17 protein-coding genes and 2 tRNA genes are annotated in these 13,466 nt (G+C 68.7%); 9 read left to right on the top strand and 10 right to left on the bottom strand.

Features of this window, described 5'->3' with window-relative positions; genetic code table 11:
• Window positions 1-64: 64 nt before the first annotated feature.
• Window positions 65-568, bottom strand: a complete 504-nt coding sequence (locus QM568_RS03620) for a DUF6993 domain-containing protein (protein ID WP_415135902.1) — start codon at window positions 566-568, stop codon at window positions 65-67.
• Between the two features lie 65 nt (window positions 569-633).
• On the bottom strand, window positions 634-1,176 hold the full coding sequence (gene ssb / locus QM568_RS03615) for a single-stranded DNA-binding protein (RefSeq protein ID WP_415135900.1): 543 nt from the start codon (window positions 1,174-1,176) through the stop codon (window positions 634-636).
• Window positions 1,177-1,370: 194 nt separating this feature from the next.
• On the opposite strand from ssb, the gene QM568_RS03610 reads away from it, so the two are divergent.
• Both QM568_RS03610 and QM568_RS03605 read left to right on the top strand, forming a co-directional pair.
• The gene (locus QM568_RS03610) at window positions 1,371-1,640 is read left to right on the top strand and encodes a hypothetical protein (protein WP_415135898.1); all 270 of its coding nucleotides are present in this window, start codon (window positions 1,371-1,373) and stop codon (window positions 1,638-1,640) included.
• Window positions 1,641-1,928: 288 nt separating this feature from the next.
• Entirely contained in the window at window positions 1,929-2,378 is a 450-nt protein-coding gene (locus tag QM568_RS03605) for an iron chaperone (RefSeq protein WP_415135896.1), read from the top strand.
• 114 nt (window positions 2,379-2,492) lie between these two features.
• Here the strand turns inward: QM568_RS03605 and QM568_RS03600 are convergent, their stop codons facing one another.
• Both QM568_RS03600 and QM568_RS03595 read right to left on the bottom strand, forming a co-directional pair.
• Entirely contained in the window at window positions 2,493-3,104 is a 612-nt protein-coding gene (locus tag QM568_RS03600; RefSeq protein WP_415135894.1) for a glyoxalase, read from the bottom strand.
• 86 nt (window positions 3,105-3,190) lie between these two features.
• A tRNA-Arg gene (locus QM568_RS03595) sits at window positions 3,191-3,266 on the bottom strand.
• Between the two features lie 59 nt (window positions 3,267-3,325).
• Between QM568_RS03595 and orn the strand changes: the two genes are divergently transcribed.
• The 6 genes from orn to QM568_RS03565 all read left to right on the top strand — a co-directional run bounded on the left by orn (window position 3,326) and on the right by QM568_RS03565 (window position 6,008).
• Window positions 3,326-3,952: an oligoribonuclease gene (orn, locus tag QM568_RS03590; RefSeq protein WP_415135892.1), complete on the top strand. Its 627-nt coding sequence runs from the start codon at window positions 3,326-3,328 to the stop codon at window positions 3,950-3,952.
• Between the two features lie 36 nt (window positions 3,953-3,988).
• Window positions 3,989-4,064, top strand: a tRNA-His gene (locus QM568_RS03585).
• Window positions 4,065-4,206: 142 nt separating this feature from the next.
• Entirely contained in the window at window positions 4,207-4,839 is a 633-nt protein-coding gene (locus QM568_RS03580) for a LysE family transporter (protein WP_415135890.1), read from the top strand.
• A gap of 44 nt (window positions 4,840-4,883) precedes the next feature.
• Entirely contained in the window at window positions 4,884-5,231 is a 348-nt protein-coding gene (locus QM568_RS03575) for a metallopeptidase family protein (RefSeq protein ID WP_415135888.1), read from the top strand.
• A gap of 1 nt (window position 5,232) precedes the next feature.
• Window positions 5,233-5,523, top strand: coding sequence for an ATP-dependent Clp protease adapter ClpS (clpS, locus tag QM568_RS03570; RefSeq protein ID WP_415135886.1), 291 nt, complete (start codon window positions 5,233-5,235; stop codon window positions 5,521-5,523).
• Complete coding sequence (locus tag QM568_RS03565; protein ID WP_415135884.1) at window positions 5,520-6,008, top strand: DUF2017 family protein; 489 nt, start codon at window positions 5,520-5,522, stop codon at window positions 6,006-6,008. The genes clpS and QM568_RS03565 overlap by 4 nt, the downstream gene beginning before the upstream one ends.
• A gap of 6 nt (window positions 6,009-6,014) precedes the next feature.
• On the opposite strand, the gene QM568_RS03560 is transcribed toward QM568_RS03565, so the two are convergent.
• The 6 genes from QM568_RS03560 to gatC form a co-directional block, all read right to left on the bottom strand.
• Window positions 6,015-6,596, bottom strand: a complete 582-nt coding sequence (locus QM568_RS03560; RefSeq protein ID WP_415135882.1) for a hypothetical protein — start codon at window positions 6,594-6,596, stop codon at window positions 6,015-6,017.
• On the bottom strand, window positions 6,580-6,912 hold the full coding sequence (locus QM568_RS03555; protein WP_415135880.1) for a hypothetical protein: 333 nt from the start codon (window positions 6,910-6,912) through the stop codon (window positions 6,580-6,582). Before QM568_RS03555 ends, QM568_RS03560 begins: the two co-directional genes overlap by 17 nt.
• A 37-nt stretch (window positions 6,913-6,949) precedes the next feature.
• Window positions 6,950-8,206, bottom strand: a complete 1,257-nt coding sequence (gene dinB, locus QM568_RS03550) for a DNA polymerase IV (RefSeq protein ID WP_415135878.1) — start codon at window positions 8,204-8,206, stop codon at window positions 6,950-6,952.
• A 139-nt stretch (window positions 8,207-8,345) separates the two neighbouring features.
• Window positions 8,346-9,860: an Asp-tRNA(Asn)/Glu-tRNA(Gln) amidotransferase subunit GatB gene (gatB, locus tag QM568_RS03545; RefSeq protein ID WP_415135876.1), complete on the bottom strand. Its 1,515-nt coding sequence runs from the start codon at window positions 9,858-9,860 to the stop codon at window positions 8,346-8,348.
• The gene (gene gatA / locus QM568_RS03540) at window positions 9,860-11,377 is read right to left on the bottom strand and encodes an Asp-tRNA(Asn)/Glu-tRNA(Gln) amidotransferase subunit GatA (protein ID WP_415135874.1); all 1,518 of its coding nucleotides are present in this window, start codon (window positions 11,375-11,377) and stop codon (window positions 9,860-9,862) included. Before gatA ends, gatB begins: the two co-directional genes overlap by 1 nt.
• Window positions 11,374-11,673 (bottom strand): Asp-tRNA(Asn)/Glu-tRNA(Gln) amidotransferase subunit GatC, encoded by a 300-nt coding sequence (gatC, locus tag QM568_RS03535; protein WP_415135872.1) that lies wholly within the window; start codon window positions 11,671-11,673, stop codon window positions 11,374-11,376. The genes gatA and gatC overlap by 4 nt, the downstream gene beginning before the upstream one ends.
• A gap of 90 nt (window positions 11,674-11,763) precedes the next feature.
• Between gatC and QM568_RS03530 the strand changes: the two genes are divergently transcribed.
• The gene (locus QM568_RS03530; protein ID WP_415135870.1) at window positions 11,764-13,464 is read left to right on the top strand and encodes a long-chain-fatty-acid--CoA ligase; all 1,701 of its coding nucleotides are present in this window, start codon (window positions 11,764-11,766) and stop codon (window positions 13,462-13,464) included.
• Window positions 13,465-13,466: the final 2 nt, after the last annotated feature.

Genomic DNA, 13,466 nt, shown 5'->3' with positions numbered 1-13,466 from the left:
ATCCCGCCGGCGAGGAGTCGGGTGCCGATCCCCTCGGTGACCAATCGGGTGCCGATCCCGCCGGTCACCAATCGATGGGGCGCGTGCTGCCGATGAGGCATCTGCCCTCGGCCAGCTGCGGCATGACGGCTGTGACCGGCGCCCCCGTCGAGGGTCCGACCTGGCCGATGAGGCACTCGTCGGTTCCCCAGCTCACAGAGAACTGCAGGCTCTCAGCGGCATTGCCGACCGTCGACTGGTCGTTGGTGACCTGCATGGCGACCCGGTCGAACCCGGCGGCGATGAGCGCGTCGATGTACGCGCGCCCCGCGCCGCGCTGGTCGCTGGCCCAGACCTGCTCGGTCACGGCGGTGAAGAGGGGAAGGTTGTCCGCGGCCGTCCCCTCCGGTACGAGCACAGGGCCCTCCGGCACCGCCGAGGGAGAGGGCGATGCGCTCAGCGTCGCCTCGTCGCTCGGGTTCGTGGTCGGCGCGGGAGTCGGGTCGCACCCCGCCAGCACCAACGCCAGCAGACCCGCGGCGGCGATGATCAGCGGATGCGATGCGGTGGGGGCCGGTCGTCGAAGCACGATCCGAGTCTACGGCCGACCCCCTCCGCATCCGATCCGGCGCCGCGCGGGTCATCGACGCCCGATCATGCCCGCACCGCGTCACGCTGCTCGATCTCGTCGTCCGCCCACCCCAGATCGATGTCCTCGAGCGCGTCGGTGCCTTCATCGGGCTCGTCGGTGGCCTCGCCGTCACTGTCGACCGGCGGTGCGGCGCTTTCGCGTTCCGACGCGCTCCCGCCTTCCTCGAACGCGCGGGCGCTCGCCAGCACGCGGGAGCGGGGCATGTAGCTGCTGGTCCCCCACCGCAGGTCATGTCCGATCGCATCGGCCTCGATGTCGACGCTGGTGCCCTGCCTGCCGTTGGCCTCCCAGTTGCGGATCTTCAGCCGACCGGTGACGATGACACTGTCCCCGGTGTGCAACGAGCCGCGCACGTGCTCTGCGAGCTGGCGGAACGCCGCCACGCTGAACCAGTTCGTCTCGCCGTCGACCCAGGTGTTCGTCGCTGGGTCGAGCCGCCTGGGCGTGCTGGCGAGTCGGAAGTTCGTCACTGAGGTGCCGTTGGTCGTCCGCCCGATGGACGGCTCCGTGGCGACCTTGCCGACGATGGTGAGTGTGTCTGTCATGTCCTTCTCCTCTGCTGCCGGGACGTGCCCGGATCGCTCCAGGATGCCGGGAGCCGCAGACGTCGGATGGCCCGATCACACCCGCTGTGAAGAAGTCGCACGCATTCGGTATTCGTGCAGAAAGAGTGTGGTCACGCCGGGAAAGTGCAATGTCCGAGACCCCGCGTAGCGTCGGATGCGGAAAGGAGAGACCGATGTCCGATGACACCATCCGCACGCTGCCCGAGGTGCCGTTCGCCGCGCCCGCACTGTCTTCGCGCCGCGAGCACCTTGTCCGCGCCGGTGCGCGCCTCTGGCGAGTGCACGACGCGAGAGGAGCCGTCCGTGGGCACCTCCGACTGCTCGAAGGACCGCTCGGCATGCACTATCGCGCAGAGCGCCTGCATCTGCCATCGGGCGGCTTCCGGGTCGTGGGCGACTTCTGGCGTGCCGACGATGCCGTCGCCGCGCTGCGCAACGGCTGAGCCCTCTCTTCAGGGCCAGAGGGCATCGACAGACGTCATCCACGCGGTATCCGGACGGCTCGGAGCGCGAGCAGGAGTCCGATGATGCCACCGACGAGCGAGAACGGGATGGCTTCGTTGCAGCACCGGTTCACTGCAGCACCGGGGGCGAAACCGTTGCCGCGGTCTCCCCCTCGGGTCCGTATCGGTCACGAATCAAGAAGCTCCCTCGCCCGAATCGCTCTAGATTCGTTGCGCAGGGGTTCGTGCCCGATCAGGGGCACGTTCCGATGAGAAGGGAATCCGAATATGTCCACCGATCCCGAGAAGGCCTCGGCCGACGGCTTCAGCGAGGCCGAACGCGCCGCGATGAAGGAACGCGCGGCCGAGCTCCGAGCGGAAGGCAGGCAGGGTGCCAAGAAGGCCGATGGGCTGGAAGCCGTGCTCGACGCCATCGCCAAGATGGAGCCCGCAGACCGTGCGCTGGCCGAGCGCGTGCATGTCGCCGTCACCGCCTCAGCGCCCGAACTGACGCCTAAGACCTGGTATGGGATGCCGGCCTACGCCAACACGGACGGCAAGATCGTCGTGGCGTTCAAGAACTCCGGCAAGTTCAACACCCGGTACTCGACGTTGGAGTTCCAGGATGCTGCCCGCCTTGATGAGGGTGACATCTGGCCGGTCTCGTTCGCGCTGACGACCTGGAACGCAGCCGTCGAGAGACGAGTCTCCGAGCTCGTCAGAGCGTCGATCGTGTAACCGACAGACGCCGCGACGCGCGTTCCCCGTCCCGCTCATCGCGGGACGGGGAACGCGCGTATGCAGGATGGCGCATGAAAACGCCTTCTTCTCGGCGGGTGGTCGGCCCACCGGTCAGGCGCGTTCCCAGTCGAACCCATCGGGGTCGGTGAAGCTAGCGGTGTCCTTGACGATCGCCACCCGGTGCGAGCCGGACCCTTCGGGCGAGACGCCGGCATCCTTGGCGGCGAACCGGCGCCCGTACAACGCGAGCTTGATCCCTGATCCTGCGGAGGCGAACTCCACGTATTTGCTGCCGAAGCTCTTCGCCACGCTCATACCGTGGTCGATGTAGAACTGCTTGGTCGCCTTGACATCGGTGACGCCCAGGAGGAGCACGACATCATCGACCTCACGCGTCGACGGGCCGGTGTCCTTCTTCGCCGAGGTCGCGATCTTCCAGATCGCCCCATCCGGTGCCTGAATGACACCGCCGTAGCCCCAGAAGCCCATCTTGGCAGGTTTCAGCACCGTGAAACCGGCTTCCAGTGCCGGAGTCATCAGGTTGTCGACGGTGCTCGGCTGGGACACCACAAGGGAGAGCACGAACCCACGAAATCCCAAGGTAGGAGCCGTCGCGGGGCGCACGCTCAGTTTGTCGCCGAGCCCGAAGGCCGCCGTGTACCCGGCCTCGGCCACGTAGGGCTCCGGCGTTTCCAGGATGACGGATGTAATGGTGAGTGTCATGCTCACCACGCTAAGAGCGCCCGGCCATCGACACTTCTCGATTCCTGCTCGATCAGCATCGTCCGAGCATCCGAGTATGGTGCGCCTGGTGCCCCCTGCTGGATTCGAACCAGCGACCGACAGATTAGAAGGCTGTTGCTCTATCCACTGAGCTAAGGAGGCGTGCTACCACCGTACCGCTCTTCAGAACCGCCGCACGCGCCCATCGATAGGATGAATCCATGGTTTCTGCGTCCGAAAACGATCGTCTCGTCTGGATCGACTGCGAGATGACGGGACTCGATCTCTCGGTCGACGAGCTCGTCGAGATCGCCGTCGTGATCACCGACTTCGAGCTGCGCCTGCTGGATCCGGGATTCCAGGTCGTCATCCGGCCGAGCGATACGGCGCTCGATCACATGAACGAGTTCGTCACGAACATGCACCGCTCCTCCGGTCTGCTCGACGAGATCCCGCAGGGCCTCTCCCTGGCCGACGCGCAGGAGCAGGCGCTCGCCTACATCAAGAGCTTCGTGCCGCAGGAGCGCAAGGCACCGCTGGCTGGCAACACGATCGGCACCGACAGGATGTTCCTGGCGAAGTACATGCCCGACCTCGACGGGTGGCTGCACTACCGCAACGTCGATGTCTCCAGCATCAAGGAGCTCTCCCGGCGCTGGTATCCGCGCGCGTTCTTCCACGCCCCCTCGAAGGACGGCGGACACCGCGCTCTCGCCGACATCCTCGAGTCGATCCGAGAGCTCCAGTACTACCGCCAGGCGGTGTTCGTGACCGAGCCCGGACCGACCAGCATCGAGGTGCGCGACATCGCCGCCGACGTCGTGTCGAAGTTCACTCCCAACGTGTAATAGAATCGTCGGGTTGCCTGTTTCGGCGGGCGCATGGTGGGTATAGCTCAGTTGGTAGAGCGCCTGGTTGTGGTCCAGGAGGTCGCGGGTTCAAGCCCCGTTACTCACCCCATGACGACGGCTCCGGTTCTCCGAGGACCGGAGCCGTCGTCTTCGCGGTGAGCTGAAGCGACCCTGATGTGGCTGTCGACGATCGTCGTCGTCTCGAACGCGCAGTTCCTCGCCGCCGCGACCTGCACCCCTAGACTCGTCCCGTGTCCTCCGCCCTCTGGGGCGCGCTCCTCGCAGCGTGCATCGTCATCAGCCTGACCCCGGGCGCAGGGGCCATCAACACGATGTCGAACGCCCTGACGCAGGGATGGCGGCGCTCCATCTGGGGGATCATCGGCCAGCAACTGGCCCTGGTCATACACGTGATCATCGTCGCCGCGGGCGTCGGCCTCATCGTTTCGCAGTCCGAGGTGCTGTTCAACGCGATCCGCTATGCGGGCGCCGCCTACCTCGTCTACCTAGGCATCCGGCTGATCCTGACGAGACCGACATTCGCGGCTCCCGAGGAGGAGGCGCTCGCCGAGGCGCCGAAGGAGGGGCGCTGGTCGATGATCCGCCGCGGCCTCTGGGTCAATCTGCTCAATCCGAAGGCGATCGTCTTCTTTCTCGCATTCATACCCCAGTTCGTCCGCCTCGACCAACCGCAGCTGCCGCAGTACCTCGTCATCATCGCGACGACGATCGTCGTCGACGTGATCGTGATGTGGTGCTTCTTCGCCGCGGCGGCGCGCCCGTTCCGCCACCTCACCCGCTCGCCGCGCGGACAGCGGATGCTGAACACGATCTTCGGATGCCTGTTCATCGCCGTGGCCGCACTGCTGGCCCTCGTCCACTGAAGGCACGCCGTCTCGAGCTTCGCCCTGGCAATAGGCTGGAGGCGATGGAGATGGATGCTGCAGCCTTCGAGGAGCTCGTGATCGACGAGCTCGATCTGCTGCCCGACGAGATGGTCGAACGCCTCGATAACGTCGTCTTCGTCGTCGAGGACCGCCCGGAGGACGGCAGTCTCGATCTGCTCGGCCTCTACGACGGCCTCGCCCTCACCGAGCGCGGCGGGTACGGCATGGGCGAGCTCCCCGACCGGATCATCGTCTACCGAGAGCCCCACCTCGCGCAGTGCGACGACGAGGACGAACTCCGCGACGAGGTGCACACGACGCTCGTGCACGAGATCGCCCACTTCTACGGGCTCGACGACGAGCAGCTGCACGAGCTGGGCTGGGCCTGACATGCCCCTCGCGACGCCGGACATCGACGAGGACCTCGATCTCACAGCGGCCCCCATGGATCCGTGGCAGCTGGTGGTGTGGAACGATCCCGTCAATCTGATGAGCTACGTCGTCCGGGTCTTCCGCACCTACTTCGGGTACTCCCGTGAGCGGGCGACCGCGCTGATGCTCGGCGTGCACCACGACGGCCACGCGGTCGTCGCCACCGGCCCGCGCGAGACCATGGAGATCCACGCGCAGGCGATGCACGACTACGGGCTCTGGGCGACGGTGCGGAAGGCCCCGCAGTGAGCATCGTGCGCGTCGAGATGGCGCCCGTCGAACAGATGCAGCTGCGCCGGATCGTGATCGACTTCGTCGATCTGCTCACCGCGGACGACGGCGCCGCCGACCCCGCGCTGGCTCGGCTCACCCCGAACCCGTACCCCGATGACGTCGATGCCGCTCGCGACTTCCGCGAGACCACCCGGCGGGATCTGATCGACCAGCGCCTCACGGATGCACGGATCGTGATCGCCGCTCTGACCGCCGCCGCCGACGGGTTCGACGAGCTCTCGGACGACGACGCGTTCCTCCCCCGCGCGTTCGACGTGCCCGATGCAGACCTCGACGCGTGGCTGCGGACGCTCACGGCCGTCCGGCTCGTCGTCGCCGTGCGCCTCGGCATCGACGACGAGGACCGCCGCGATGCCGACGACCCCCGCTATGCCGCCTACGACTGGCTCGGATACCGCCTCGAGGTCCTCATCGAGGCCGCGGACGAACTCGAGGCATGAGAGTGCTCAGGGGACGCTGACGACGCGCGTCGCCAGGCGCTGCGGCGCATCGCGCTGAATATGGGCGTCCTCTTGACGTGCCCACCGATCCCAGTGCGGGCGATAGGTCTCCCCGTCACGAGCCAGCGCACGCGCCTTGCGTCCGGTCTCGGCGGACTCGACCCAGACGGTGACGTCCGCGCTCGCCGCCGTCGCCGGAGTGAGGATCCCGCTGCCCTCGACGATGAGGCCCAGCGCCGGGTTCACCGCGAAGCTCTCCGCCTCGGCACCGCGCTCCCAGTCCCAGCGCCGCCACGTGCTGTGGTACCCGCGGCCGTGCGGCTTCAGGATCCACTCGAGGGCGCGATCGACGCCGGCATCGAGCCCGTCCCAGCCCGGATAGATGGAGTCGAGGCCGATCAGCTGCACCGGTCCGCGCACGGGCCAGCGCCGCGCGACACGGCGGGCGAGCGAGGTCTTTCCTGCACCGCTTCGTCCGTCGATGAGAAGCACAGGGTTCGCCGCGGCGAGCCCGCGCAGATCCGCCTCGATGAGAGCCGCAGCATGCTCGAGAGCCGCCGCGACCGGGTCGTCACTTCTTGAGGGCACGGATGACGCGGGCGAGTGCTCGTCCGGCGATCCAGACGAACGGCGCGGCGACGGCCAGCAGTGAGATGAGGTTGGGCTCGAAGCGCAGCCCCTCCTCACGTTTCACGTACACGCCGAGCGGAACGGCGATGCCGCCCGCGCCGCCGCCTTCGCCCTCGGCTGTGCCATCGGCGTCTCCGGATCCGCCGCCGAAGCCGCTGATCGTGAGGGCCACGGGCGTGAACTCCACGCCGTCGACCGACTGCGTCTTCCCGTAGGCGCTGTTCACGCCGAACGAGCCGACGTTTTTCCCGAGTTCCAGTGCGATGTTCGGCATGCTTACACGCTAACCCACCTCGTGCGCGGAGGGCACCTCAATCGATGCCGTGATCCTTCGGATGCCACACGGCACCCCGCCCGTCGCCGCGCCCGAGATGGCGCGCACGGGTGATCGTCGCGCTGCCGAACCGCGCGGTGGCCGAGTCGACCGCCCCTTCCACACGGCGCCAGTCCTCGTCGTCGTCCCAGAGCGCCAGTCCGACAGCGCCCGCCGGTCGCAGCTTCTCCGCCCGCACGCCCAGCAGCCGGACGGGGTCGCAGCTGTCGATCGCCTCGAACAGGGTCTGCGCCGATGCGCCGATGCGCTGACCGACTGCGGTGGGCTCCGGCAGCGTCTGCGACCGGCTCACCGTGCGGAAGTCGTCGTAGCGGACCTTGATCGACACTGTCGTCGCCTCCCATTCGGCCCTGCGCAATCGTGCCGCGACCCGGTCCGCGAGGCGGAGCAGTTCGCTGCGGAGGAACTCGCGATCCGTGACGTCGATGTCGAACGTCTCCTCGTGGCCGACGCTCTTCTCGACCCGTTCGGTGTCGACGGCACGGGCGTCCTCGCCGCGGGCGAGCTGCGCGATCCGGTGCCCGAGAGCGGACCCCACGGCGCGATCGAGCATCTCCTGCGACGACTGCCTGACGTCGAGGATGGTACGGATGCCTCGGCCTTCGAGGGCCTCCGCGGCTTTCGGGCCGACTCCCCACATCGAGCGCACCGGCCGCGGGGCGAGGAAGTCGAGGGTCTCGGCGGCTGCGACGACGAGCATCCCGTCGGGCTTCGCGAGCGTCGAGGCCATCTTCGCCACGTGCTTGGTGGCCGCGACCCCCACGCTGCAGGTGATGCCAACCTCCTCGCGCACGCGCCGGCGGATGAGCCCGGCGACGACCGCCGGGCTCCCCCACAGCCGTCGGACGCCGCGCACATCGAGGAAGGCCTCGTCCACGGACAGGGGCTCCACGAGAGGGGTGATCGACTCGAAGATCGTCATGATCTGCCGCGAGACCTCCTGGTAGCGGTGGAAGTGCGGCGGCACGATGCGCGCCGACGGGCACAGCCGCAGCGCCTGTGAGACGGGCATCGCCGCGCGGACGCCGTAGCGGCGGGCCTCGTACGAGGCGCTGGAGACGACCGAACGGCCGTCAGGGGCTCCGATGATCAGCGGGAGGCCCCGCAGCGTCGGGTCGTCGAGGATCTCCACGCCCGCGTAGAACGCGTCCATGTCGACGTGCAGGATGCCGGTGCCTGCGTCGTCGGCACCGGTCGGCGAGACCATCCGTCCCCTGCCGTCACCGTGTCCCATGCGTCCATTCTCCCCCGCGCCGCAGACATCGCCCCCGTGCGGCGAGACCCCGCCTTCCTGCCGAGACCCCACCCTGCGAACGTCTGCAGGATGGGGTCTCGACGAGAGGACGGGGTCTCGACGGAGGCGAAGGCGGAACCTACTTCGCGGCGCGCTCCAGGATCAGTTCGCGCACGCGCGCGGCATCCGCCTGTCCCTTCATGGCCTTCATGACGGCACCGATCACGGCGCCGGCCGCCTGGACCTTGCCGTCCTTGATCTTGGCCAGCACATCGGGCTGCGCGGCGAAGGCGTCGTCGATCGCCGCGATGAGGGCGCCGTCGTCGGAGACCACAGCGAGACCGCGGGCATCGACGACCTCCTGGGGAGTGCCCTCCCCCGCGATGACGCCCTCGAGCACCTGGCGGGCGAGCTTGTCGGTGAGGGTTCCCGCGTCGACGAGCTGCTGCAGAGCCGCCACGTTCTCCGGGCTGATCAGCTCAGCGGCATCCTTCTCCTGCGCGTTCGCGAGGCGGGTGATCTCACCCGTCCACCACTTCCGCGCCGCCGCCGGTGCGGCCCCAGCGGCGATCGTGGCCTCGACCTGATCGATGAGGCCGCCGTTGCGGACGTCCTGGAACTCCAGGTCAGTGAAGCCCCAGTCGGCCTTGAGACGACGACGGCGTGCGACCGGCTGCTCCGGCAGCGCCGCGCGCAGTTCCTCCACGAGCTCCGCCGCCGGCTGCACGGGGAGCAGATCGGGCTCAGGGAAGTAGCGGTAGTCGTCGGCATCCGACTTCGGCCGACCGGGCGACGTGGTCCCGGTGTCCTCGTGCCAGTGGCGCGTCTCTTGGGTGATCGTGCCGCCGTCGGCGAGGATCTGCGCCTGGCGCTGGATCTCGTAGCGCACGGCGCGCTCGACCGAGCGCAGGGAGTTGACGTTCTTCGTCTCCGTGCGCGTGCCGAGCTTCTCCGCACCGCGGCGGCGCAGCGAGACGTTCGCGTCGCAGCGCAGATTCCCGCGCTCGAGACGAGCCTCGGAGATGCCGAGACCGCGCACGATGTCCCGGATCGCGGCGACGTACGCCTTGGCGACCTCGGGAGCGCGGTGCTCGGTGCCGAAGATGGTCTTCGTGACGATCTCGACGAGCGGCACGCCGGCGCGGTTGTAGTCGACGAGGGAGTACTCGGCGCCCTGGATGCGGCCAGTAGCCCCGCCCATGTGGGTGAGCTTGCCCGCGTCCTCCTCCATGTGCGCGCGCTCGATGGGGATCGTGACGAGGGTGCCGTCTTCGAGCTCCACCTCGACCGACCCTTCGTAGGCGATCGGCTCGTCGTACTGCGAGATCTGGTAGTTCTTGCCGAGGTCGGGGTAGAAGTAGTTCTTCCGCGCGAAACGGCTCGACTCCGCGATCGAGCAGCCGAGGGCCAGACCAAGGCTGATCGACGAACGGATGGCGGTCTCGTTCACGACCGGCAGGGAACCCGGCAGGCCCAGGTCGACGGGCGCGATGAGCGTGTTCGGCTCGGCGTCGTGGTAGGCCTCGTTCGCGGGGTTGGGCGCGTCGGAGAACATCTTCGTGTTCGTGTTGAGTTCGACGTGCACCTCGAAGCCGAGTACCGGCTCGAACAACTCCAGTGCCTTGTCGAAATCCATGAGCTTCGCGGCGGCCATCAGCGGGTCCCTCCGTTCAGTGCGGGCGCCCTGTCGAGGAGCTGTCCGCCCCAGGCGTCGACGAGGAGGGCCTCCAGGGCCGCTCCCACGCGGTACAGGCGCGCGTCCTCGCGCGCCGGCGCGATGAACTGGATGCCGACGGGAAGACCGTCGTCCTCGGCGAGGCCGCTGGGGATCGAGATCCCGGGGACGCCGGCGAGGTTCACCGGGATCGTCGTGATGTCGTTGAGGTACATCTGCAGCGGATCGTCGATCTTCTCGCCGAGCTTGAACGCCGTGGTCGGCGCCGTCGGCGTCGCGATGACGTCGACCTCGGCGAACGCCTTCGCGAAGTCCTGCTGGATGAGCGTGCGCACCTTCTGCGCGCTGCCGTAGTAGGCGTCGTAGTAGCCCGCCGACAGTGCGTAGGTGCCGAGGATGATCCGGCGCTTGACCTCGTCGCCGAAGCCGGCGTCGCGCGTCGCGGACATGACGTCCTCGACGGTCGCGCCCCCTGCCGGGGTCACCCGCAGGCCGAAGCGCACCGAATCGAACTTCGCCAGGTTGCTGGAGGCTTCGGCGGGCAGGATCAGGTAGTACGCGGCGACGCCGTACTCGAAGTGCGGCGCGCCGATCTCGACGATCTCCGCTCCCTGCGCCTGCATGCGGGCGAGCGACTCGCGGAACGAGGCTGCGACGCCGGGCTGGAAGCCGCTGTCGGGCAGCTCGCGGATGACGCCGACCTTCAGGCCCTTGAGCACGTCGCCGCGGGCGCCGTCGCGGGCGGCCTCGGCGAACGACGGCCAGGCGTCGGTGAGCGAGGTGGAGTCCTTCGGGTCATGCCCGCCGATGACGTCGTGCAGCAGCGCCGAGTCGAGCACCGTGCGCGAGACGGGGCCGACCTGGTCGAGGCTCGAGGCCAGGGCGATCGCACCGTAGCGGCTGACCCCGCCGTAGGTCGGCTTCACGCCAACGGTCCCAGTGACGTGCGCGGGCTGGCGGATCGAGCCGCCGGTGTCGGAACCCAGGGCGAGCGGAGCTTCGAAAGCGGCGACGGCGGCCGCGGAGCCACCGCCGGAGCCGCCGGGGATGCGGTCGAGGTCCCACGGGTTGTGCGTCGGGCCGTACGCGGAGTGCTCGGTGGAGGAGCCCATCGCGAACTCGTCCATGTTGGTCTTGCCGAGCGGGATCAGACCGGCCGCGCGCGAGCGGGCGACGACCGTGGCGTCGTACGGCGAGCGGTAGCCCTCGAGGATGCGCGAACCGCTCGTCGTCGGCTGGTCGGTGGTGACGAGCACGTCCTTGATGGCGAGCGGCACGCCGGCGAGAGCGCTGAGCTGCTCGCCCGCCGCCCGGCGGGCGTCGATGTCGGATGCCGCGGCGATGGCGCCCTCGTTGACGTGCAGGAACGCGTGCACATCACCATCGACGGCGGCGATGCGGTCGAGGTGCGCCTGCGTGGCCTCGACGCTGGAGACCTCGCGCGACGCGAGCTTCTCGGCGAGGTCGGCGGCGGTCAGACGGATGATGTCGTTCACTGCTCTTCTCCCAGGATCGCGGTCACGCGGAACCGGCCCTCGGCCTGGTCGGGCGCGTTCTGGAGCACCTGCTCGCGGGTGAGGGTCTGTCCCACGACATCGGGGCGGAACACGTTGCTCAGCGGGATCGGGTGGCTCGTGGCGACGACGTCGGCGGTCGCGACCTCCGACACCTTGGCGATGTTATCGACGATGGCGTCGAGCTGGCCGGTGAGCCGCGTCACCTCGTCGTCGTTCAGCTGGATGCGCGCGAGCACGCCGAGATGGCGCACAAGATCAGGGGTGATTTCAGACACCCCTCCAGTCTAGCCAGCGCGCTGCGCGGCCTCGGAGCACGCACGCGCACGGGCGCCGGGCCGCCGGCACCCGCCCAATAGGCTGGTCGGGTGAGCACCTTCCATCCTCCTCGCCCCTGGGTCGCCAGCTATGCGGACGGCGTTCCGGAGGACCTCCCTCCGGTCACCGGGTCGCTGATCGATATCGTCGCGGCCTCCGCGCAGGACTATCCGGATGCGCCGGCGCTGCAGTTCTTCGGCCGCGAGACCACCTATGCGCAGCTGCAGGAGGCGATCGACCGCGCCGCCGCTGGTCTTCGCGACCTCGGCGTCAAGGCCGGCGATCCCGTCGCCATCGTGCTGCCGAACTGCCCGCAGCACATCGTGGCCTTCTACGCCGTGCTGCGCCTCGGCGCCGTGGTCGTCGAGCACAATCCTCTCTACACGCCGCGGGAGCTGCGCAAGCAGTTCGAGGACCACGGCGCCACGCACGCGATCGTGTGGAACAAGGTGGTCGCCTCGGTGCAGGACTTCCCCGCCGATCTCGCCGTGACGAACCTCGTCTCCGTCGACGTCACCCGGGCCATGCCGTTCACCACGCGCCTCGCCCTGCGGCTGCCGGTCGCGAAGGCGCGCGAATCCCGTGCGGCGCTCACCGAGAGCGTGCACGGCACGATCCTCTGGGAGCGGCTCCTGCGCAGCGCACCGCTGCCGGCATCGCACCCTCGACCGGCGGTCGACGATCTCGCGATCATCCAGTACACCTCTGGCACGACCGGCACCCCGAAGGGCGCGTCGCTGACCCATCGCAACCTCCTCGCCAACGCGGCGCAGGCGCAGGCCTGGGTTCCGTCCATCCAACGAGGGAAGGGCTGCGTGGTCTACGCGGTCCTGCCCATGTTCCACGCCTACGGGCTCACCCTCTGCCTCACCTTCGCGATGTCGATGGGGGCACGCCTCGTGCTCTTCCCGAAGTTCGATCCCGATCTCGTCCTCGACGTCGTGAAGAAGCATCCGGCCACCTTCCTGCCGCTGGTGCCGCCGATCGCCGACCGGCTGCTCTCCGCAGGGCGGGCGAAGGGCGTCTCGCTCGATGGCATCGAGATCGCGATCTCCGGCGCGATGGCGCTCCCGCACGAACTGGTCGTCCCCTTCGAGGAGGCCACCGGCGGCTACCTCGTCGAAGGCTACGGGCTCAGCGAGTGCTCCCCCGTGCTGATGGCGAACCCGGTCGCCGAGCACCGCGTGCCAGGCACCGTCGGGCTCCCGCTCCCCGGCACCGAATGCCGTGTCGTCGACCCCGAGAACCCCGGCGTCGACGTGCCAGCGGGCTCCGCCGGCGAACTGCTCGTGCGCGGCCCCCAGGTGTTCAGCGGCTACTACGGCAAGCCCGAGGAGACCGAGGCCGTGTTCGTCGACGGCTGGTTCCGCACCGGCGACATCGTGACGATCGACGACGCCGGATTCGTGCGCATCGTCGACCGCATCAAGGAGCTCATCATCACCGGCGGCTTCAACGTCGCCCCCACCGAGGTCGAGAACGCCCTGCGTCAGCATCCCCTGGTCTCCGAGGCCGCTGTGGTGGGCCTGCCGAGCGACCACTCCGGCGAAGAGGTCGTGGCCGCGATCGTCGTCGACGGCGGAGCGGATGTCGACGTCGAGGCGATCCGCGAGTTCGCCCGCGGCATCCTCACCCCCTACAAGGTGCCGCGACGCGTCTTCGTCGTCGACGAGCTGCCGACGTCGCTGATCGGCAAGGTGCTGCGCCGTCAGGTGAAGGAGAAGCTCATCGCGCTCACCGGTGGTTCCTGACC

The organism is Microbacterium sp. (genome assembly GCF_047607465.1).
Classification (GTDB): Bacteria; Actinomycetota; Actinomycetes; order Actinomycetales; family Microbacteriaceae; genus Microbacterium.
The sequence above is the reverse complement of the archived record's forward strand: the minus strand, read 5'-3'. Positions and strand labels throughout refer to the sequence as shown.